This window comes from Anoxybacillus sp. FSL W8-0382, assembly GCF_038003845.1.
In the GTDB taxonomy this organism is placed as follows: Bacteria; Bacillota; Bacilli; order Bacillales; family Anoxybacillaceae; genus Anoxybacillus; species Anoxybacillus flavithermus_G.
Genome location: NZ_JBBOPX010000001.1, coordinates 410717 through 432528, shown reverse-complemented (window position 1 = coordinate 432528; position 21812 = coordinate 410717). Strand labels below are relative to the sequence as shown.

At 41.3% G+C, this 21812-nt stretch carries 22 protein-coding genes and 6 pseudogenes; 17 read left to right on the top strand and 11 right to left on the bottom strand.

The features are described from left to right. Positions 1–20 precede the first annotated feature (20 nt). Both ntdP and NSS60_RS02315 read right to left on the bottom strand, forming a co-directional pair. Positions 21–551 (bottom strand): nucleoside tri-diphosphate phosphatase, encoded by a 531-nt coding sequence (gene ntdP, locus NSS60_RS02320; RefSeq protein WP_004888908.1) that lies wholly within the window; start codon positions 549–551, stop codon positions 21–23. Positions 552–653: 102 nt separating this feature from the next. Continuing rightward, a complete protein-coding gene (locus tag NSS60_RS02315) occupies positions 654–800 on the bottom strand; it encodes a gamma-type small acid-soluble spore protein (RefSeq protein WP_004888907.1) in 147 nt (48 codons plus the stop codon). 103 nt (positions 801–903) lie between these two features. Between NSS60_RS02315 and NSS60_RS02310 the strand changes: the two genes are divergently transcribed. Next, positions 904–1128: a hypothetical protein gene (locus tag NSS60_RS02310; RefSeq protein ID WP_004888906.1), complete on the top strand. Its 225-nt coding sequence runs from the start codon at positions 904–906 to the stop codon at positions 1126–1128. 12 nt (positions 1129–1140) lie between these two features. On the opposite strand, the gene mutY is transcribed toward NSS60_RS02310, so the two are convergent. Next, the gene (mutY, locus tag NSS60_RS02305) at positions 1141–2229 is read right to left on the bottom strand and encodes an A/G-specific adenine glycosylase (RefSeq protein WP_004888905.1); all 1089 of its coding nucleotides are present in this window, start codon (positions 2227–2229) and stop codon (positions 1141–1143) included. Between the two features lie 55 nt (positions 2230–2284). Between mutY and NSS60_RS02300 the strand changes: the two are divergent. Continuing rightward, positions 2285–2443, top strand: a pseudogene (locus tag NSS60_RS02300) (metal-dependent hydrolase); the annotation flags it as partial. Positions 2444–2506: 63 nt separating this feature from the next. Here NSS60_RS02300 and NSS60_RS02295 read toward each other — a convergent pair. After that, on the bottom strand, positions 2507–3688 hold the full coding sequence (locus NSS60_RS02295; RefSeq protein ID WP_340720617.1) for an IS701 family transposase: 1182 nt from the start codon (positions 3686–3688) through the stop codon (positions 2507–2509). A 111-nt stretch (positions 3689–3799) separates the two neighbouring features. On the opposite strand from NSS60_RS02295, the pseudogene NSS60_RS02290 reads away from it, so the two are divergent. The 3 genes and pseudogenes from NSS60_RS02290 to NSS60_RS02280 all read left to right on the top strand — a co-directional run. Beyond that, positions 3800–4630, top strand: a pseudogene (locus NSS60_RS02290) (metal-dependent hydrolase); the annotation flags it as partial. Positions 4631–4721: 91 nt separating this feature from the next. Next, positions 4722–4889 (top strand): small, acid-soluble spore protein K, encoded by a 168-nt coding sequence (locus NSS60_RS02285; protein ID WP_004888903.1) that lies wholly within the window; start codon positions 4722–4724, stop codon positions 4887–4889. Between the two features lies 1 nt (position 4890). Further along, positions 4891–5055 (top strand): YpzG family protein, encoded by a 165-nt coding sequence (locus tag NSS60_RS02280; RefSeq protein WP_006322047.1) that lies wholly within the window; start codon positions 4891–4893, stop codon positions 5053–5055. 23 nt (positions 5056–5078) lie between these two features. Here the strand turns inward: NSS60_RS02280 and NSS60_RS02275 are convergent, their stop codons facing one another. Both NSS60_RS02275 and recX read right to left on the bottom strand, forming a co-directional pair. Then, on the bottom strand, positions 5079–5399 hold the full coding sequence (locus tag NSS60_RS02275; protein ID WP_194949963.1) for a YfhH family protein: 321 nt from the start codon (positions 5397–5399) through the stop codon (positions 5079–5081). Between the two features lie 353 nt (positions 5400–5752). After that, positions 5753–6553 carry a recombination regulator RecX gene (recX, locus tag NSS60_RS02270; RefSeq protein WP_004888901.1) on the bottom strand — a complete coding sequence of 267 codons (801 nt, stop codon included), beginning with the start codon at positions 6551–6553 and terminating at the stop codon, positions 5753–5755. 69 nt (positions 6554–6622) lie between these two features. Here recX and NSS60_RS02265 point away from each other — a divergent pair, with 69 nt between their 5' ends. From NSS60_RS02265 to adhP, 6 genes are all read left to right on the top strand, one after another. Beyond that, positions 6623–7531: a TIGR01777 family oxidoreductase gene (locus NSS60_RS02265; protein ID WP_004888900.1), complete on the top strand. Its 909-nt coding sequence runs from the start codon at positions 6623–6625 to the stop codon at positions 7529–7531. Positions 7532–7570: 39 nt separating this feature from the next. Continuing rightward, positions 7571–8698 (top strand): amidohydrolase, encoded by a 1128-nt coding sequence (locus NSS60_RS02260; protein WP_340720616.1) that lies wholly within the window; start codon positions 7571–7573, stop codon positions 8696–8698. 232 nt (positions 8699–8930) lie between these two features. Further along, positions 8931–9488 carry a GNAT family N-acetyltransferase gene (locus NSS60_RS02255; RefSeq protein ID WP_340720615.1) on the top strand — a complete coding sequence of 186 codons (558 nt, stop codon included), beginning with the start codon at positions 8931–8933 and terminating at the stop codon, positions 9486–9488. A gap of 94 nt (positions 9489–9582) precedes the next feature. Further along, positions 9583–9711 carry a YfhE family protein gene (locus tag NSS60_RS02250; protein ID WP_004888897.1) on the top strand — a complete coding sequence of 43 codons (129 nt, stop codon included), beginning with the start codon at positions 9583–9585 and terminating at the stop codon, positions 9709–9711. Between the two features lie 74 nt (positions 9712–9785). Continuing rightward, positions 9786–9974 (top strand): YfhD family protein, encoded by a 189-nt coding sequence (locus tag NSS60_RS02245; RefSeq protein ID WP_004888896.1) that lies wholly within the window; start codon positions 9786–9788, stop codon positions 9972–9974. Positions 9975–10301: 327 nt separating this feature from the next. Further along, on the top strand, positions 10302–11315 hold the full coding sequence (adhP, locus tag NSS60_RS02240; protein ID WP_004888895.1) for an alcohol dehydrogenase AdhP: 1014 nt from the start codon (positions 10302–10304) through the stop codon (positions 11313–11315). Positions 11316–11390: 75 nt separating this feature from the next. Here the strand turns inward: adhP and NSS60_RS02235 are convergent, their stop codons facing one another. Further along, positions 11391–12851, bottom strand: coding sequence for a protein adenylyltransferase SelO (locus NSS60_RS02235; RefSeq protein ID WP_004888893.1), 1461 nt, complete (start codon positions 12849–12851; stop codon positions 11391–11393). Positions 12852–13040: 189 nt separating this feature from the next. Here NSS60_RS02235 and NSS60_RS02230 point away from each other — a divergent pair. Next, a pseudogene (locus tag NSS60_RS02230) lies at positions 13041–13287 on the top strand (transcriptional regulator); the annotation flags it as partial. Between the two features lie 53 nt (positions 13288–13340). Then, on the top strand, positions 13341–14696 hold the full coding sequence (gene dcm / locus NSS60_RS02225; RefSeq protein ID WP_230456154.1) for a DNA (cytosine-5-)-methyltransferase: 1356 nt from the start codon (positions 13341–13343) through the stop codon (positions 14694–14696). Positions 14697–14719: 23 nt separating this feature from the next. On the opposite strand, the gene NSS60_RS02220 is transcribed toward dcm, so the two are convergent. Further along, a complete protein-coding gene (locus NSS60_RS02220) occupies positions 14720–15463 on the bottom strand; it encodes a PmeII family type II restriction endonuclease (RefSeq protein WP_241735411.1) in 744 nt (247 codons plus the stop codon). Positions 15464–15652: 189 nt separating this feature from the next. Between NSS60_RS02220 and NSS60_RS14960 the strand changes: the two are divergent. From NSS60_RS14960 to NSS60_RS14955, 3 genes and pseudogenes are all read left to right on the top strand, one after another. Further along, positions 15653–16148: pseudogene (locus NSS60_RS14960) on the top strand (IS3 family transposase); the annotation flags it as partial. 141 nt (positions 16149–16289) lie between these two features. Further along, positions 16290–17405: an IS4 family transposase gene (locus NSS60_RS02210; RefSeq protein WP_032101754.1), complete on the top strand. Its 1116-nt coding sequence runs from the start codon at positions 16290–16292 to the stop codon at positions 17403–17405. A 198-nt stretch (positions 17406–17603) separates the two neighbouring features. After that, positions 17604–17765, top strand: a pseudogene (locus NSS60_RS14955) (IS3 family transposase); the annotation flags it as partial. Between the two features lie 166 nt (positions 17766–17931). Here the strand turns inward: NSS60_RS14955 and gnd are convergent. Further along, positions 17932–18834 (bottom strand): phosphogluconate dehydrogenase (NAD(+)-dependent, decarboxylating), encoded by a 903-nt coding sequence (gene gnd, locus NSS60_RS02205; protein ID WP_020961355.1) that lies wholly within the window; start codon positions 18832–18834, stop codon positions 17932–17934. Between the two features lie 140 nt (positions 18835–18974). Further along, a complete protein-coding gene (gene zwf, locus NSS60_RS02200; RefSeq protein WP_340720945.1) occupies positions 18975–20378 on the bottom strand; it encodes a glucose-6-phosphate dehydrogenase in 1404 nt (467 codons plus the stop codon). Positions 20379–20480: 102 nt separating this feature from the next. Between zwf and NSS60_RS02195 the strand changes: the two genes are divergently transcribed. Continuing rightward, entirely contained in the window at positions 20481–21614 is a 1134-nt protein-coding gene (locus NSS60_RS02195; protein WP_064214037.1) for an IS4 family transposase, read from the top strand. Between the two features lie 12 nt (positions 21615–21626). Here the strand turns inward: NSS60_RS02195 and NSS60_RS02190 are convergent. Further along, a pseudogene (locus NSS60_RS02190) lies at positions 21627–21692 on the bottom strand (glucose-6-phosphate dehydrogenase); the annotation flags it as partial. Between the last annotated feature and the right edge of the window lie 120 nt (positions 21693–21812).

The window sequence follows — 21812 nt, the reverse complement described above, 5'->3', positions numbered from 1 at the left end:
TATGCCTCGGGACATCTTTTTCACTTTCCATACATAATAAACTTTTTATACCAATGTTCGACCACTTCAGGGGCAAACGGTCCCTTTTTTTCTTTAATCCATTGAATTAATTTTTGAATGTTATTTTTTAAAATCTTATCAATAATTTCAGGATAGTTCATTTCGTCGCGATGTCGTTCATATTCATCGCGATCTAATATTTCATACTGTCCGTTCGGAAATACTTTAATATCTAAATCATAATCAATATATTTGAGCGCTTCCCCATCCCAAACGTAAGGCGAGCTGATATTGCAATAGTAATACACACCTTCTGCACGAATCATCGCAATAATGTTAAACCAATGCTTCTCATAAAAAAAACAAATGGCCGGCTCGCGTGTCACCCACGTTCTCCCATCTGCTTCTGTCACAAGTGTGCGATCGTTGCCGCCAATGATTTCTTCTTCGCTTCCTTTTAACACAACTGTTTCCTTCCACGCTCGGTGGATATGACCGTCATGTTTATAACTATGAATTTGAATGATCGCCCCTGTCTGTGGATACTCCATACACATTCCCTACTTTCATTCGACGCTTTTTCCTCTATTATAACGTTAATCAGCGAGGAAGAAAAAGGGCATCGGACGAAAACCGATGCCCTTTGCGCGTTATTAGCTTTTCTTTGCTTCTGATTTTGCATTTTGTTGCTTCACGTGTTGAACATCAGTTTCAGTCGCAAACTCTGTCCCATACTGGCCAGCGTTTTGTTGTTTTACATGTTGAATGTTTGTTCCTGCTGCTGTTTTGTTTGGTTTCATGATACTCACCTCCACGCTTATTACTTTGCGCCATCTATTTAAAAAATATCCGTATGAATAATTTTTATTTCATTTTCCAAACTACATGAAAGAGGTGAAAAAAATGTATGTTGGACGCGACTTGACAGCCCTTCAAATGATTCCGAAACAAAAGTGGAAAGATAGCGAGTTAGCGTTTTTTCATCGCGCCCTTCAACAAGTCACTCCATATTTGAATGCAGAGGGACAAACGTTACATCGTGAAATGATCGAAGAAATTGAAGCGAGGGGCGGTTTACATCGGAATGAGGCAACATATACAAATGGAACATGCGTATTTTATGAGTAAAGGCGCATGCCTTTACTCATACGCTTGCCATATTTTTTGGTACACAACTGGAAATGCGTAAGATGCAAGCTCCTCGATCGTTACCCACTTGCGCGTTGGAATATCTACTGTAAGCCCAATCGCTTCTCCTTTATACGCTTCAATGTGCCATACAACGTGGGAGAACACATGTTGAAACGTACCAATTTGTTGTACTGAACGAGTCACAACACCATATCTTTCGCTTATTTCCTTTATAAACGTTTGGTCGTCTGCTGTCGGGGCATGCTCGTCATTTGGAAACTGCCATAAATTCGCTAATAATCCGCTACTTGGTCGTTTTTCAATCAATATGTTTCCGTCCTCATTGACGAGCACAATGGCACGGAAGGCAACATGCTTCGGTGCTTTCGCTTTCGTTTTTACTGGCAGCTGCTTCTCCATCCCTTCTGCAAACGCACGACAATGTCGTTGAACAGGGCATAATAAACAACTCGGATTTTTCGGTGTACATATGAGCGCGCCAAGCTCCATTAACGCTTGGTTAAAATCAGACGGATTATCGTGCGCAATGATACAAGAAACAAGTTGTTCAAACTTTTTTCGCGTGCTCCCTTTTGCAATGTCATCTGTTATATAAAAAATGCGCGATAACACCCGCATGACATTTCCATCTACCGCGGGCTCGGGAATGTCGTAAGCGATGCTTAATACCGCACCCGTTGTATATGGTCCAACTCCTTTCAACGACGAAAATTGTTCCTTCGATGCCGGCACACATCCATTGTATTTTTCTTTCACTTCTTTTACCGCTGCATGTAAATTGCGAATGCGCGAATAATACCCAAGCCCTTCCCATGCTTTCAACACTTCTTTTTCCTCTGCGTCAGCTAACGCGTCTAAAGTCGGGAACTTTTCAATAAACTTATAAAAGTAAGGGATGACGGTATCGACGCGCGTTTGTTGCAACATCACTTCCGATACCCATATTTTGTACGGATCTTTTTCTTTTCGCCAAGGCAAATCGCGTTGTTCTTTGACGAACCAATGAATTAAATCGTGCTGAAATTGCTCAATATGAAAATGGTCCAATATTTGTTGTACATTTTCTTTCACGTTCATTCCTCCATGGTGGTAAACTAAAAGTAAGTCCAATCGGAAAAAGGAGGCCTTTTATTTGGATACTGGTACACACGTTTTAATGGGATTTGCATTAGGTGGATTAGCGACGCTCGATCCAACGATTGCGAACGATCCGACGCTAGCTCACGCGGTGCTCATCGGCACGATCATCGGCTCGCAAGCACCTGATATCGACACTGTTTTAAAATTAAAAACTGTAGTTGAGCAATTTTCGTTACAATAATTACCATTTAAAAAGAGACAAACAGGGTACCCCTTATGCCACGTGGAGCTGTTTTTTCACGGTATCAATGGGAATATTTTGTTTCGCTGCACGGTAAATGAACTCCACGAGGCTATGTCCTTTTCTCTTGCGCAGGAGATCGAGCCCATCCGAAACATCACTGTTCGACTCGAACATGCTGTACACATACGCAAGTTGCACCAAGATCCAATACCGTTTCACCGCCCGACGCCCGCGAACGCGGTATCCATCGAGTTTCAGCTGGTCTTTCGCTTGACGGAAAAAACATTCGATCGACCAACGTGCAGCATAGTAGCGCAAGATCTCTTCATCGCTTAGCTCGCGATCGGTGCTCAAGACGCAATGAAGATGTTTCGGCGTCATCGGCTGATCGGCTTTCCATGCGAGCAGCACCACGGCATCCTTGAGACCGTTCAGAGCACCTTCGTAGCGATACACCCGATAACGCTCTTTTCCCACCGTGACGAGGCGGGTATCCCGTGGCTCCATAGATTTGGCAAATTCCTTTGCTTGAATGGCCGTCCCTTTTGGATAGAGAATCCGATTCGTCTTCAGCATCGCGATGACGTGGAACCCTTTTTTCAAGCAGGCTCCCACGAGGGTTTTCGATGGATACCAAGAGTCCATGAGCACATAAACGGGGCGACTCACATCCAACGAAGAAAGCATCTCGATCGCGAGTTCCCCTTTGCTTTTCCCCGCCGTCTTGTCGTAGAGGCGAAAGGCAAAAGGAAACGCTTGAGTCATCGTATGAACCATGAGCCAAACGAGAGAATGTCCCCAAATCGATTTTTTCTCTGCGTGACAATAGTGCCAATCACACCCTTGAATGGCGTGTGTTGCCCGTGACGAGGGCTTCGTTTTTTGGCAAATCGTATCATCGATCGAAACAAAAATGGGTTGATTCTCTCGTTTCGAGCTGCGTTCGACACGATGAAGCACCCACTGTTGGAGTTTGCGAAGCAGCGTCTCTTCCTCCCATGGGCTTTTCGTGAAAAAATGGCTCAGTGTCGTGCGATGGTTCGGATGAAAACTCCCATGATGTAGATCGGTCAGCGTTCCCGAAAAGCCCTTTGTAATCATCGCATCCACGATATGAACGAGATGCTTCATCACAGGTTTCGAGAAATAAAGCGCCAACCCTAACGTTATGAAAAACTTGTGGATTCCTTGATGATGTGCTAATCTATTCATGAGACATGAACCTCCTTGTGGATAGTTGTGGCACATCTATTTTAACCAAGGAATCGGGTTCATGTCTCCTTTTTTGTTTGGTTGTAAATTTATGTTAGCGAATTTGCTCATCTACAGTTAAAAAATAACGCCAAATATATTCGCAACCATCGCGGCATCACCCATTCCATCCCCGCGTTATTTGTTTGGACGCTGCTCATTAGCGTTGCCCTTTTTTACGTGTATGGTGCATCGTTTTTTCACATCGCGCTTTGGACGTTTATCGCTGTCAGTTTTCATGTGTTTGTCGATATTTTTAATTCGTATGGCACGCAAGCATTACGTCCTTTTTCAAAAAAATGGGTCGCCCTCGGTATCATCAATACATTCGACCCGTTCATTTTTATCATTCACTTAGCTGGTGTCATCCTATGGCTGAACGGGCACCATGCTGGGTATACGTTTCTCGCTGTGTACGTTGTGCTCATTGGTTACTATATCATCCGCTTTCGTCAACAACAAGCAATAAAGCGCAAGATCAAACAAATGTTTTCGGATGTCGAACAAATCATTACCGTACCGACAATAAAATGGAATGAATGGCATTTAGCTGTGACAACATCAACCCACTTTTACGTTGCTCGCTCGCAAAGAGGGGCGATTAACGTACTCGACATATTCGAAAAATGCCCTATTCCAAACATTCCTGTCATTGAAAAAGCAAAACAAGATGAAAATTTAGTGGCATTTTTGTCGTTCTCACCAGTATATCGTTGGGAAGTTCATGAGTATGACGACCATTATGAAGTGCGTTTTATTGATTTGCGTTACCGAAGCAAAGATTATTATCCATTTGTTGCGGTCGTGCAGCTTGATCGCGACTTAAATATTGTTAGCTCCTATACAGGATGGATTTTTAACGAGAAGAAATTGCGTAAAAAACTAGAACTTATTCCAGGCTAAAGTAAACGGGCGGTGTTCATAAATCACCGTCTATTGATGAATACTATACGTGTGCTTCAAGAGCACGACATCACGTCTGGGGGGACTAACAGTGGGCAATAAAGAACGAGGCTTTCCGAATCAAAACAACGAAAAATTAGAAGGTGAGCCACGCGCAAAAGCGGAATACGCATCAAAACGTGCAAACGGCACGATTAATACGCACCCTCAAGAACGAATGCACGCATCAAGTCAACGTGGCGACATCGAGGAGGAATAAAATGGGTAAACATTGGCGTAAAAAATTTTATGATAACCGTTATTCCGATCCTTTCCCACAGCCATGGGCGAACCCGAAACACGCTCATGCGCAAGTAAACGGTGAAACACAACAATCGCAAAGTTTAATGATTCTACATTCTGAAGTAAGCAAACGGAAAATTTAATGGGAAAGAGGTTGACGCTCGTGTCAACCTCTTTTCTTTAACAATGAAATAGGCAGCGCCACTTCTGTATTCGGATCGTTCAAACGATAGCCCCATGCGAACACACCATTCATATATTGAAGTTTAAATAACGACTGCGGATCTCCTTCAATTTCGTAAAATTCTCCCGGTTGAAAATCATTCGGGTTTAATAAATATGCTTTCGCCATCGCAATTTTCCGCTCATACACCGCATATTCATTTACCATGCCCATCTGTTCTGCTTTTCGTGCTTTTTCCGTTAACATGGCGATCTCTTGTTTTAATTCCCATTCACTCATTTCACTATATCGTTTTTGTTCCATTCTCCCCACCCCAACTTTATGACTAACTCACCCTCATCGTATCATAAAGCGAAGCTAAAATACATAGATGGATATAAGGATAAATATTCCATCCGTCGATACACAATAAAGCATCGGTATAATCGTTCCTTTTTTACGAACTAGGCCGACAACGGAAACTGTCGCAACAACGTTTAATCTTGACAACTGCTTATGTATACGTCTTCCTTATTGTTATAAATATAAATACACCGTTTTGGGACGATTCCGACCATATTCAAGATCGCTCCCGCCTTCGCTCACCAAAACAAGTAGCCGAAACGATCATAAACGAATATAAGCGACAAGCAGAAATCATTGTAGAATAGGAGGATTTATTCCTCCCTTTTCTTTTCTAAAAATTTTTCAATGGATGAAAGCGAAAAGCCTTTTCGGTACAATGCTTGTTTCATTTTTTGCTCGTACGTATAACGGTCGTATTTTTCATAGCGGCGATGTGCTTTTTCCCCGTAATATACGAGCGCTTCCCATTCCGCTCCATCATCTGCAATCATATGCTGTTTTGCCATTTCAACAATATGTGAAGGAAAACCTTTCATATGCAACAGTTGTGCAATGTATGCTTTTTGTTCTTGATGCGACCGTTTTTTCGATTGCTTATTTATTTTTTCCACCCACTTGATCGCTTTGTCTCGTTGCATATCCTCTGTATAGCGTTCCATCGCTTGTGCGATCACATCTTCACTTATCCCTTTATCCATTAGCTCTTTATAAATCACATAAGGTCCTTTCATTGTCGTATTTACTTGCGTTTGCACGTACGCATGTGCAAATTGCTCATCGTCTATATATCGTTCCTGTTGTAGCTTTGCAATCACTTGTTCAATCGTCCGAACATCTATGTCCTTTTTTTTCAAATAGTCAACAACTTCTTGTTTCGAGCGCATACGGTAAGCTAAAAAACGAAGCGCCATCTTATACGCTTGTTTTTCATCATCTTTTTTCATCATTTCCATCCATTGCTCTTCTGTTACGGTCATTCCTTTTTTTAGGCGATACTCAATCAATACGTCTTGATCAACAGACATGATTTGTTTCTCTCCATCTTCTTTCACAAAATGAACGTAAAAACGTTCAGCATTTTTTCGATCCACTTCAATTTTTTCAATCCACATCTTGAAAACACACCTTTTCTTTCTTTTTTTCTTGAAACAACGCATAATAAAGGAAAGGAGGGAAAAATAATGAATATTTTGATTGCTGGAGGAACAGGATTTGTAGGTAAGGCGTTAACAGCATATTTTACACAAAACGGACATCATATGTATATATTAACGCGAAATGCACAAAAACGGGAGAACGATCCGTATATTCATTATGTACAATGGTTAACAGATGACGCAAATCCTCATGAACAACTCCCTTCCATTGATATAATCATAAACTTAGCTGGTGAATCAATTAATAGTGGACGATGGAACGAAACGAGAAAGCGCGCAATTATGGAAAGTCGATTACAAGCGACACATGCCATATATGAATTCATTACAAAAATGAATAAAAAACCGCAAGTGGTTATTCAAGCGAGTGCCATCGGTATTTACGGCACATCGCTTAATGACACATTTACCGAACGTCGCGAAACAATCGGGATAGACTTTTTAGCTCAAACCGTGAAACGATGGGAAGAAGCTGGGCGACGCATTGAATCACTTGGCGTGCGCACGGTATTTATGCGGTTTGGCATTATTTTAGGTAAAAATGGTGGAGCACTTCCACGTATCGTTCTTCCTTACAAATGGTTTATTGGTGGAACGATCGGAAGCGGGAAACAATGGATTTCGTGGGTGCATATAAATGACGTCATTGGCGCCATTGACTTTGCCATTCGACATGAAAACATATCGGGTTCAATCAACGTTACTGCCCCACATCCTGTGACGATGGAACAGTTCGGAAAAACGATTGCAGAAGTACTACATCGCCCACATTGGCTCCCTGTTCCGTCCTTTGTGCTTAAAGTATTGCTAGGGGAAATGAGCATGCTTGTGTTAGAAGGACAGCGTGTCATCCCAGAAAAATTACTTCAAGCAGGGTATCATTTTTCTTTTCCAACTATTGATCGAGCGCTAGCGAACATACTACAATCGTAACGAATACACTATTCGAAAAAGGAAATAAAGGAGTCTAGCATGAAAAACATATTGCTCAAATATGGTACAGTATATCCGATTACGTCTCCTCCGATGAAAGGGGCAGATGTGCGTATCGAAAATGGAAAAATTGCAGAAATCGGCTATAACCTTCTCGTAAATGAGAAAACAGAAGTTATTGATGTCTCAGGAAAATACGTCTTTCCTGGGTTTATCGACGTTCATACACACCTTGGTCTATACGACGAAGGAACAGGATGGGCAGGCAACGATGCAAACGAAACAATTGAAACGATGACGCCGCATGTGCGTGCCATTGATAGCGTATATCCGCTCGATCCTGGTTTTCGCGATGCGATCGAACACGGCATTACAACGGTTCACATTATGCCCGGAAGTGCGAATGTCATCGGTGGAACGACGGCAGTCATTAAAACGTACGGAAAAAACGTCTCAAAAATGATTGTGAAAGAAACCGCAGGTCTAAAACTCGCCCTTGGAGAAAACCCAAAACGAATGCACAGTCAAGGAAATAAAGAATCACTTACACGTATGGGCATTATGGGGATGCTTCGCGAGACGTTTTATAACGCCAAATATAGCGATTGGCCGCACGATTTTCGTACGATCCCTATCATTCAGGCGTTAAATCGCGACATCCCGATTCGTGTCCACGCCCATCGTGCTGATGATATTTTATCCGCCATTCGTTTTGCTGATGAATTCGGACTTGACTTACGCATCGAACATTGTACCGAAGGACATCTCATTGCCGAAGAACTGCAAGGGCGAGATTTACAAGTTTCGGTCGGACCAACACTAACACGTCGATCGAAAGTAGAATTGAAAAACAAAAGTTGGAAAACGTATAAAATTTTATCTGATGCCGGCGTTCATGTTTCGATCACGACAGACCATCCTTACACACCGATTCAATATTTACACATTTGCGCTGCGATTGCTGTACGTGAAGGGCTTGATGAACAAAAAGCGCTCGAAGGCATTACGATTTTACCAGCACGCAACTTAGGAGTTGATGACCGTGTCGGCAGCTTAGAGATTGGAAAAGATGCCGATATTGTCGTTTGGAATTATCATCCGTTCCACTACCTCGCAACTCCTATGTTCACCATGATAAATGGAGAAATAATATACAAAAAAAATTAATAAAAAAACTATTTATTTTTTACATCATTTCAAGTATGATATAAAAGGTTATGTACAAAAAACTATATATGTATGCGATAGTAAGGGAAGGCAAATGGTGCGCCACCAGCAGTGCGCTGGTTCTAGTGGGTTCGATTCCCACCCCGAAATTTTTTGATTTGCATAAATTAAAAAATTTCGGGGGTGGCTCGTTCCCTATGGTCGACTGCCCTCGTGAATGGAGGGAGATACGATGCTTAAAAAACGTGAACTGCAAGATTGTCAAGCGTTATACGAGCTTATGGTGCACCCGGATGTCTTCCCTTTCGTGCGCCATAAAGCATATTCATACGAAGAGTTTTTATTTATTACAAAGCAAACGATGGAAGCCGAAGAACGCGGCGAACTCATTTCGCGTACCATTTTAGATGAGTGGGGCAATCCGATTGGAACGATTAACTTATTCGATATTGAAGATGGCGCAGGCTTTTTAGGCACATGGCTCGGAAAACCGTATCATGGAAAAGGATACAACCAACTTGCCAAAGACGCCTTCTTTAACGAACTGTTTTATGAGCGTTCCATCAACACGATCTTCATGCGCATTCGCAAAGTCAACGTCCGCTCCACAAAAGCTGCTGAAAAACTCCCTTACGTCACCCTTGCTAATGAAACGAGAAAGCGATTATGGGAAGAAATTAATCAAGGTGAAGACATATACAACTTATATGAAATTTCAAAGGACAACTATACGTTATATGTGATGCGCCAACAAAAAGCTGATGATGAACAACAATTAAAAGAAGCGTAACCTGTTCTGTGCGAACAGGTTTTTTTATTTGGATAATTTTTTATTTTTCTGTTCATAATGTTAATGTTACATTTTACAAAAACGAGGGATACATATGACTGACAAAAAGAAACGTGGGAAAACAAAAAGCACGCTCTCTAGTGCGCAAGAAATGACATATGCCCGCGATTTTAAGCGTGCCGATCAAGCTGGAGGATTCACCGCCAAGCACGCACGCCATTAACAACATTCTCCATTCATTTTTTTCGCTATTCGTCACATGCTAGTAGCGAAATAAACGAAAAGGAGGCGAAAGCGATGGGTCGTTCACGCGGTCAAAAAGCTAGAGACAAAAACAAGTCAACGATGCCACAAGTGCCGAAAACAATGAAATCAGACGGTTATGATGTCGAGTTTTCTGCCGAATTTGCTGATCATGAAGATTTAGAGGCGCAAGCACGCGCTGAAGCAGCCGGCATTCGCCAAAGTAAAAAGAGAAAATCTTAAGAGACGAAGAAGGTGTCCGAATGTCGGGACACCTTCTTTCCTAACCTCGTAACTCGTACTACACTCTAAATTTCGCCACTTCACTTCTTAATTTCTCGGCCATTTCAGCTAACGATGTAGCTGCGGACATGATTTCTTCACTATATGACTAAAATGGAAACTTTATATGATGTCAACTCCCAAACAAAATTTTTAACTTTTTATCCAAAAATATTTTTCATTTTTTTGAACATTTTATTTGTGATATTTTTCACAAGTTAAATGCATGATATATTACATATGTACAGACCAAAAAATCTCTTTTTTCCTAAAAGGAGGATTATAATCATGAAAGCTGCAGTTGTGGAACAATTTAAAGAGCCGTTACAAGTGAAAGAAGTGGAAATACCTAAGATCTCATACGGGGAAGTATTAGTGCGCATTAAAGCGTGTGGGGTATGCCATACAGACTTGCATGCCGCGCATGGCGACTGGCCTGTAAAGCCTAAACTGCCTCTCATTCCTGGCCATGAAGGCGTCGGTGTAATTGAAGAAGTAGGTCCTGGGGTGACACATTTAAAAGTTGGAGATCGCGTAGGTATTCCTTGGCTTTACTCAGCGTGCGGTCACTGTGACTATTGCTTAAGCGGACAAGAAACATTATGCGAACATCAACAAAACGCTGGCTATTCCGTCGATGGTGGCTATGCTGAATATTGCCGTGCTGCAGCCGATTATGTTGTAAAAATTCCTGATAACTTATCTTTTGAAGAAGCTGCTCCAATCTTTTGTGCTGGAGTCACGACATATAAAGCATTAAAAGTCACAGGGGCAAAACCTGGGGAATGGGTAGCCATTTACGGTGTTGGCGGGCTTGGACATGTCGCAGTCCAATACGCAAAGGCGATGGGGTTAAACGTCGTTGCTGTCGATTTAGGTGATGAAAAACTTGAGCTTGCTAAACAACTTGGTGCAGATCTTGTCGTCAATCCGAAACATGATGATGCAGCACAATGGATAAAAGAAAAAGTGGGCGGTGTGCATGCGACTGTCGTCACAGCTGTTTCAAAAGCCGCGTTCGAATCAGCCTACAAAGCCATTCGTCGCGGTGGTGCTTGCGTACTCGTCGGATTACCGCCAGAAGAAATACCTATTCCAATTTTCGATACGGTATTAAATGGAGTAAAAATTATTGGTTCTATCGTTGGTACGCGCAAAGACTTACAAGAAGCACTTCAATTTGCAGCAGAAGGAAAAGTAAAAACAATTGTCGAAGTACAGCCGCTTGAAAACATTAACGACGTATTTGATCGCATGTTAAAAGGGAAAATTAACGGCCGCGTCGTTTTAAAAGTAGATTAAAAAGAAGGCGTCTGTGGGCGCCTTCTTATTTTACTTCAACGGAAAATACTTGATAATCATGAAGCTCTTCCTTATTTACGTCCCACAAAACGTCCGATACGGCCGATCAGACGGCTCAGGAGGTATAGCATATTGTTCTTGTTCTTTCGTGTATGCATACGGATGTTGCAACGCATGAAGCAACTGCTCCATGACCGTATAATCCCCGTGTTCAACCGCCGCCGTCAGCGCTTCTTCGACCCGATAGTTGCGCGGAATGATCGCCGGGTTGTTTTGCCGCATTCGTTCATACACTTCATCTTTTGTTACGCCTTGACGGGCGATTCTTTCCTGCCAACGTGCATACCAATCACGAAACTGTTGTTCGCAAAAATTCCACTCGCCTAACGTTAATGAGCGAAACGTATTCGTATAGTCAGCACGATAAGTATACATAAGATGAAGCAACTCCCCAATAAGCTTTTTGTCTTCCTCCTCTTTCGTAAAAAGCCCAAGTTTTGTCCGCATCCCTTCTAGCCAATACGTTTCATACAACGCCGGAAATCGACCTATCGTTTCTTGCGCAAGCTCAATCGCTTTTTCCTCATTATCATGCAAAAGCGGCAAAAGACTTTCAGCCAAACGTGCAATATTCCATCCAGCGATATACGGCTGATTACCGTACGCATACCGCCCTTGCGTATCAATGGAGCTAAACACCGTCTTTGGATCGTACACATCCATAAACGCGCACGGTCCGTAATCAATCGTCTCACCGCTAATCGTCATATTATCGGTGTTCATCACCCCATGAATAAACCCGACTAATTGCCATTTCGCTACAAGCGCCGCCTGCTTTTTCATCACTTCTTCCAATAAAAAAAGATAGCGGTTAGACGCCTGTTCACCGTTCAAATCATGGCGCTTCATCGCATAATCTGCCAACGCCTGCAACTCGTCTTTCGATAAAAAACGAGCCGCATATTGAAACGTCCCGACACGCAAATGACTCGCTGCCACGCGCGTCAAAATCGCCCCTGGCAGCTCTGTTTCGCGAATAACAACTTCCCCTGTTGTCACAACGGCTAAACTGCGCGTCGTTGGAATACGAAGCGCATGCATCGCCTCACTAATGATATACTCACGAAGCATCGGCCCGAGCGCTGCACGTCCATCTCCCCCGCGCGAATACGGCGTCCGTCCCGACCCTTTCAGCTGAATATCGAACCGTTCTCCGTCTGGCGTCACATGTTCCCCAAGTAAAATCGCTCGCCCGTCTCCAAGCATATTAAAATATCTGAACTGATGTCCTGCATACGCCTGCGCCAAAGGCTCCGCACCTTCAGGAATTCGATTTCCGGCAAACACCGCCACCCCATCCTCGCTCGCTAGCGCCTCCGTACATAGCCCAAGTTCCCCTGCCAGCGAACGATTGAGCACAGCCATCTTCGGATTACGAACAGGCGTCGGATATATTTTCATAAAAAACCGCTCAGGCAAGCGGGCATAACTATTGTCAAAGTTCCAGTTGGTTTTCAATATATTTCCCTCCCGCATTACAGTCCAACACTTGTTCTTTTCTTACTGCTTCTAACTTCATACACAAAAATTGTGTTCTATTTTTTCAGTATACCCCATTTTTCTTAACAACGCTGCGGTGACGGATTGTTATGACAAAATGCTAACAAATGATGACAATAAAAGAAGGTAACAGGTAAATAATAGTAAAAAGCGGAGGGTAACAAAATGGCGCAAAGAATATCGTATCGCGCTAAAGATATTTTGTTTAAATCGCTAAGCGAATTGTATCGTAATCAAGCGCTTGATGTGTACGACCTCCATGATCTTCCGAAAATTAAAGCGCTTCTGCCGAACGAATTCCCAGCGGTGCGAGCCTGATGAAAAGCGTTCTGACACATTATTTCTTCTCGAAGACGATTCGATTCTCCTCTTAGAATACGAAAGCATTGACGGTCACCTTCTAAATTATATATAATAACCACATAACAGTTAAAAAAATATTTTAACTTTTATGGGGGTATAAATTTGTATAGCATTAGTAAAGAAAAAGTTAGGAAGTATATGACGAAATCAGGAATTTCTACACAAAAAGAACTTGCGGAAAAGATGGGAATTAGTAAAAATCAATTATCTATGCTCCTTTCCCCTAATTTCAATCCTATCAAGTCAAATGCCTTAAAGCTTTGTCATACACTTGGGGTAAACATTGAAGACATTATTTATTCCGAACAACTTGAGCTCGATTTAGGAGATATAGATACAAAAGCTGATGTTGAAATAGAAAGTACCATAAATGTTTTTCACTACGAAGGCTCCCATAGTGTAGAAGTGAGAGATATCGTTGCAGCTAAACAATATACAGCTGTTGAATTATTTGCAGGTGCCGGAGGGTTAGCGCTTGGGCTTGAAATGGCGGGCTTTCACTCCTTAGGGTTGGTAGAAATTGATAAATATGCCTGCAAAACATTAAGAAAAAATCGACCTCATTGGAACGTAATCGAAAAAGATATTATTGAAGTGGCTGAGCATGGAATAAAAAACTTTATCAATAACTGTCCAAACGATATCGATCTATTATCTGGAGGGTATCCTTGCCAGGCTTTTAGCTATGCAGGGAAAAAACTAGGGCTAAATGATGCAAGAGGAACGCTATTTTACTATTACGCAAAAATTCTGCAAGAACTGCAACCAAAAATGTTTTTAGCCGAAAATGTAAAGGGACTTGTCAACCACGACAACGGAAAAACACTAGCAACCATGCTCTCCGTTTTTGAAGAAATAGGCTACAACGTTCAATGGAAAGTATTGAATGCTTTAGACTATGATGTAGCACAAAAAAGAGAACGAATATTCATTATAGGGATAAGAAAAGATTTAGTTGAAAAATATAACGTTTCTTATCGTTTTCCTAAACCGTATGGATATACGCTGACATTAAGGGATGTCTTGCAAGATGTTCCTCCATCCGAGGGCGCTAAATACCCTGAAGAAAAGAGAAAAGTTCTTGAACTTGTTCCCCCTGGCGGTTACTGGAGAGATCTCCCAGAAGAAATCGCCAAACAGTACATGGGAAAAAGTTACTACTCAGGTGGCGGAAGAACCGGGATGGCGCGAAGATTGTCATGGGACGAACCATGCCTAACATTAACATGTTCTCCTGCCCAAAAACAAACGGAAAGATGCCATCCAGAAGAAACAAGACCTTTTACTGTCAGAGAATATGCAAGAATACAAAGTTTCCCTGACGATTGGGTATTTGATTGCTCGATGAACAATGCTTATAAACAGATTGGTAACGCTGTTCCCGTTCATATGGCTAAAGCTGTAGGTTTATCTATCGTAAAAGTTTTGAACGAAATTAACAAAAAGGGGAATGCCTAGGCATTCCCCTTTGCTTTATATTTCTAGCTATCGGCGTTCAACGTTTCCTCGATCTCTTTTGCGAGCTGTTCAATAATCTCTTCGATTAGCTTTGAAGAGTCAAATTCTGTTGCAACTTCCCCTATCGCATCTGTTAATCTTTGATAAAAGTTTTCAATCCCCGTAATTCTGTACCAAAACTCTTGTCCAACAATGACAGGATATTCTTGATTAATTTTTCGATAATGACCGCTTAACTGATCAGGTGTACCATAAAGAACACCAACGACTAAATCAGTGAAGCCAATATGAAGATTATTCGTCCTCGCAAGCCTTTTAACACCTGCAAAATGATTCTTTATCGTTTCTACATCGTCTTTATTAATGGTGTTGGGTCCTGCTTTTACTTGACAATATTTTCTTCTTCCATCTAATTTATCAATAAATTCAATGTCTATCCCTGCTGTAGTAGAAGCAAAGCTCCCCAGTACTTCACTACAAAATTTTTGGAGTTTATTCCCAAACGTTGTGTTAATAGATGTCCCCAATACCCTTGGATACACCAACGCCTTTGCCATGCTAACAGGATCGTCATTCCCTGTTAAAAATCTCGCTTTATACTTGTCTAAAAACGGGTTCAAATGGAACTCCTTTAATTTCTTCAACTTTTTTGTATTACGTATATGGCTAGAAGCGATTTCTTTCCTAAAAAATTCTTTCGCTCTTTCAATCATTTCGTCCGATTCTTCTTCACTCAATACATTTACATGTGACGTTTCTCCCGACATTTCCATCCCTCCTACAAACACCCTCTACTTTTATATTAACATTTCTATCCTCCAAAATGTGTTAAAGTAGCATCAATTTATTTGAGTTTTAACTTCGCGACACTCCCGACATGCGCTGTATGTGGAAAAAGGTCGAACGGTTGAATGTATTCGATGTGATAGTGCTTTGCGAGGGTGTCGTTGTCGCGCGCAAGGCTGGATGGACAACTCGATATTTCGCCAAAAACGCTTCATAAATGGGTAGCAGATTATAAAAAAGATGCTAAGCATAGCTTTGTCGGGAGTGGGAACCTCAAGCCAGAAGATCGTGAAAAGCGTGAACTTCAAAAACGTATTCGGGATCTGGAGGAGGAAAACGCGATCTTAAAAAAGGCCATGAGCATCTTCGCCAAAAATCAGAAGTAATTTATGCATTTATTCATACGCATAGAAAGGAGTTTCGTGTGGCGAAGATGTGTGAAGTCTTAGGCGTTTCAAGAAGTGGATACTATGCACGGGTTAAACGACCAGAAAGTCAACAAAAGAAAAGACAGGAAGCATTGAAAAAGCAAATCAAAAAGATTCATATCGAGTCAAGAGAAACATGCGGCAGTCCAAAAATCACAAAAAAGGGGTTAAGGTATCTCAAAAAACGGTCGCCAGAATCATGAAAGATGGTGATATTCGTTCAAAAACAAAGAAAAAATCACTAGCATTGCAGTAATTAAATCTGATGATTCAAAATACTAAGAATGTTCAATTTTTTATTGATTTCGAAACAAAAAAATCCTTTACAATGGAAGTACAGGTGGTTCCTGTCCAAATCCAATCGTAAAGGATAACTGTTATGGACAAGAATACACTAATTTCATCATTTGGTAAATGGGTTTCACCCATAAATATTCAAAAACTTAGCGAACAAGTCAAAGAATTGAAACAGGACTATTACACAAAAAAGCTGACAACAGAAGCCTATATTAAATTTTTATTGGTAGCCCAACTGCTCGAATTTAAGAGCTTAGAGGAAATGAGTGATGCACTTGTAGACGAAGATCTTCAAAAAGCACTCGGATTTGAATCGATAAGTGCCTCTCAGCTATCCCGAAAAAACAATCAGATCAACCCACTAATTCTTGCAAATTTGTTCTTGGATCTTGTTTGGAAAATTCAACGGTACCATTATAAAAACGGAAAGAATATGCCACTGAAAATCATTGATTCGAGTACACTCCCGTTGAATTTGACCAATTATAAATGGGCAAAATTCCGTAAAACAAAAGCTGGTGTAAAGCTACACTTACGGCTCGTTTTCATGGATAAAGACACCGTCTATCCTGAAAAAGCAGTGATTACGACAGCAAAAGAACATGACCGAAATCAACTCGAAGTCCTAGTGGATGATAAAGAAGCCATGTATGTGTTTGACCGCGGTTATGTGGACTATGAACGTTTTGACCGGATGACAGATGATGGCTATTTCTTCGTTTCAAGACTGAAGAAAAACGCAGTCATTCGTGAAGTCTATACATTTTCACTTCCTGATGATTGTCACGTTCTATCCGATAAAATGGTCTATATTGGTACCACACAAAATCGTACTGAAAATGTCTATCGTCTACTAGAAGTTATGGACACAAAAGGGAACTTACTTCGTTTAATTACCAACCGATTTGATTTAAAAGCAGAAGAGATAAGTGGTATTTACCGATCTCGCTGGGCTATTGAACTCTTTTTCAAATGGCTTAAGCAACACGTAGAAATTAAGCACTTTTATGGAATGAGTGAAACAGCTATTCAAAATCAAATTTTCTTAGCCCTTATCACGTATTGCTTACATGTTCTCATTCAATTGGAGATGAAAAGTAAGAAATCCCTACTTCGAATTACTCGTTGGTTAAAGAGAGCTCTGTGGAAACCAGCTTATGTTTGGTTGCGAAAATTTGATGGGCGAGCCAGTCCATAATCTCCCTTTTGTCGTTGTCGCTCTGATTTAACTGTATATATTTACCAAATGGACAGTGCCGCCTTTCTTTAGGTTTTGTCTTTTTGGCACAAATTCACAAAAAATAATTAACAGAAAATTCTAACTATATTTATGCAATGCTAATGAGAAAAAATATAAGGCAACCACGAAATCGAAGCATCATTTGCCTGTGTATCCCAACTTATTTTTCACGAGACCTTTGCAACAAGGGAAGAGGCCAAACATCGGATTTTTGAATATATTGAGTGTTTTTATCATGCCGAGCGAATTCATTCCGCTAACGAGTACATATCTCCGATGGCATATGAGAAGATGTATCAGCAAAGCAAAAAGCAGTGAACTCTTCTCTCCACAAAGTCACGATATAAGGGACATCTTTCCTCTTGAGGAGGGAAGGGTTTACCAAACCGTTCTCCTTCTCAAGAGGCCACCAAACGAAGTACGGTAGTAGGGTTTTAAAATTTTTCTCGATTTTACGTGTCTATTTTCTTGACATAATACCAATTTATTTTTTCTCATTTTTTTCTACAGCATGTCCGCCAAATTCGTTGCGTAAAGCTGCTACTACTTTACCTGTAAATGTATCTGTTTCTAATGAACGATAACGCATCAATAAGGACATAGCGATGACAGGAGTGGCTGTTTGTAAATCTAAAGCCGTTTCGACTGTCCATTTTCCTTCACCGGAAGAATGCATAATTCCTTTGATTTCCTCTAATTTTGCATCTTTAGAAAAGGCGCGTTCTGTTAATTCCATAAGCCATGAACGAATAACCGAACCGTTATTCCATACTCTTGCTACTTTTTCATAGTCATAATCGAATTCGCTTTTCTCTAATATTTCAAATCCTTCACCAATGGCAGCCATCATCCCGTATTCAATCCCATTGTGAACCATTTTTAAAAAGTGGCCGCTGCCTGCTTTTCCTGCATATAAATATCCATTTTCTACAGCCGTATCCCGGAAAAGAGGCTCGACAATGCTCCAAGCTTCAGGATCTCCTCCAACCATGTAGCATGCTCCGTTCCGAGCACCTTCCACCCCGCCAGAAGTCCCGGCATCCATAAAACGAATCCCAGCTTCTTTTAGCTCATTATAACGATGAATCGATTCCTTATAGTGAGAATTGCCGCCATCAATCACGATGTCTCCTTTGTTTAAAAATGGGGTAATCTCACGAATAACCGAATCAACAACATTGTGCGGAACCATGAGCCAAACAATTCTTGGATTTTCTAATGATAAAACGAGTTCCTCTAAGCTTGATACACCTTTAGCGCCGTATTTTTTTATTTCTTCAACCGCATTTGCATTTACATCGAACGCCACTACTTCATGTTTATGGTCAATGAGATTTTTACCTAAGTTTAATCCCATTTTCCCTAAACCGATTAACCCGACTTTCATGTTCATTGCCCTCCTCGAACTGTTTTAACCTTTCGACATTATTCACATTTTATACGTATATATGCACAGCTAATCTATAGTTCCATTTAGAAATGATATTTTCTAATGATGAGAATGAAGTTCGACAAGATCATTCGTAACTACCACCAATTGAATCCGTCCTCTTCCAGTAACCGATGAGAAGCCTCTGGCCCCATTGAACCTGAACGATACGAATGAAGGGGAAGGAGATTTCCCTCAAATGCCTCTAAAACAGGCTGTACCCACTTCCAAGAGAGTTCAACTTCTTTCCAATGAGCAAAGAAAGTCGAATCGCCTCGCAAAGCATCAAAAATTAACAATTCATAGGCTTCAGGTACATTTTTCTCATTAGTTGAAAAATGCATATGAATAGGCTCGATTTTTCCATTGTTTAATATATTTTTACTATTTAATTGCAACGTAACACCCTCATTCGGATTGATTTCAATCACTAAAAGATTAGGAACCGTTTCCTCATTTTTTGGCAAGTACCATTCCTTTAATGGATTTTTAAACTCAATCACAATACGAGTAGATTTTTCCTTCATTCTTTTCCCTGTACGGAGATAAAATGGCACCCCACTCCAAAACTCATCATCAATCCACAAGCGAGCCGCAACAAATGTATCTGTTGTTGAAGAAGCAGCAATTCCAGGCTCTTCTTTATATCCAACAACTGGTTTACCAAAGATTTCTCCAGGACCATATTGGCCGCGAACGACATGTAAACCTACTTCTTCTTTTTGTAATGGGCGAAGAGATTCGATGATTTTTCTTTTTTCGTCACGGATGTCTTTTGCGCTGATCCGTTTTGGCAGGTGCATGGCTGTCATCATCAACAATTGCAGCATATGATTTTGGAACATATCGCGAATGGCCCCTGCCTGGTCATAATACCCCGCTCTCTCTTCTACCCCAACCGTTTCACTAGCCGTAATTTGTACATTCGCTATATACTGATTGTTCCATAATGATTGAAACAAAGGGTTGGCAAATTTTAAGGCTTCAAGATTTTGGACCATCGGCTTTCCAAGGTAATGATCCACTCGATAAATTTCCTCTTCTTCAAAAGCTTTACTTAACTTTTCATTTAAATGTTGTGCCGATCTCCAATCGTACCCAAACGGTTTTTCGATCATCAAACGTTTCCAACCTCTTGCCGATCCTAATCCACTTTCCTTGATGTTCGACGTAATTACATCAAAAAACTCTGGCGCAACGGATAAATAAAACATGCGGTTTTCAGGAATATTCAACTCTTTTTCACGCTGTTGAACGATTTCCAATAGCTTTTTATACCCTTCCATATCCGTTACATCTAAAGAAGTATAACGAAATGCACGGAGAAATTCTTCCTTTTTGGAACGGTCATTGATGAAACGTGTAGAAAATGTTTTTAATGAATGTGCCACATGTGTTTGAAAGTCATCATCCGACCATTCTCTTCTACCTAAACCAATAATGGAAAACGAATGAGGCATTTTTTGATCGAGAAATAAATGATATAATGCAGGAAAAATCAGGCGTGTTGATTAACCAATAATATCCATAAAAAACATAGAAAAAAGAGCACCTTTCCTGTAGAATGTAAGTAACAACACAAACAAACCTAGGAGGTGCTCTCTATGCACAAGCATACCACACTCCCAAATTTGATGCAAAAAATTGTTTCTGATGAAGATCTCCAGTCGATTACCGAAGCCGTTGGCTACCATGACACTTCGCGGACGTTTACGGTGCGCACGTTGGTTGATTTTTTTCTGCTGGCGGCACTTCACGAATGGAAAAGTTTCCGTCATGGTGCCGATGTGGCGAAAATGTACGGATTGCCGACGTTTCATTACTCGACGGTTTCTAAGAAAGCGAAAGAAGTTCCGTACGAGGTGATGAAGCGCTTATTTGCTTTGGTTGTTTCTAAGTGCAATCGCCAAACCCGCCGTTCGCTTCGCTTTCCAAAAGCATTGCGTATAGTAGACTCCACGACCGTCACCGTGGGGAAAAACCGCCTGACATGGGCACCCTATCATGGGGAACGATCCGGAGTGAAAATGCACGTCGCGTATTCCCCTGAGCAACAAATGCCGAGCGACATCGTAGAAACCGTAGGGTTGCGCCACGATGGACCGGTGGGAGAGCGGCTCACAGACGTACAAACGGTTCTTGTCGAAGATCGAGCGTACTTTAAAATTGAACGCCTCGATCGGTTTGTCGAACAGAAGCAACCGTTTGTGATTCGGATGAAAGACAATGTCGAGATCCATCAAAAAAAGAGCCTAAAGCGCCTTTCTTCCTCCTCTTCTTCTATTGTGGCGGATTTTACTTGCCAGTTAGGAACGAAACAATGTCGTTCCAAAAAGCGCCATCGCGTCGTGATCTTTCAGGATGCGAACGGGCATGAAATCCGTGTGGTCACGAACGTCTTAGAGGCATCGGCGGAAAAGATTGCCGAGATGTATCAAGAACGTTGGACAGTGGAAGTGTTTTTCCGATGGATCAAGCAATATCTAAACGTTCCGACCTTATTTGGCAACAACGAGCATGCGGTATACAACCAACTTTTTGCGGCATTTATCGCTTATGTGTTACTGAGATGGCTATATCATCGAACGGAAAAACGGACAACCTCGTCCCTTACCTTTCTTTCGTTTGTCCGTCGTTTTTTCTCTGGGCAACTTCCTCTCGAATGGAAATCCGAGATGGCAGCTGTCTTATTTGAGTATGCCCGAATATATGGGAGGAGTATGCCTAATTTTGGATGATCAACAGCCGTGAGGAAAAATTTTTCTTTTCGCTAAATCCCCTGTTGCTCCAAACAAGACAAAGGTCATAGAATCCAATTTTCATTCCCCCATCCTTTCGAAACATTTTCTAAACCGAAAATTTTTGAATACAGTGAGATAAAAAGATCAGATTCAAATGGAATCCGATCTTTTTATCTTTGATAAGAAATTTTGATG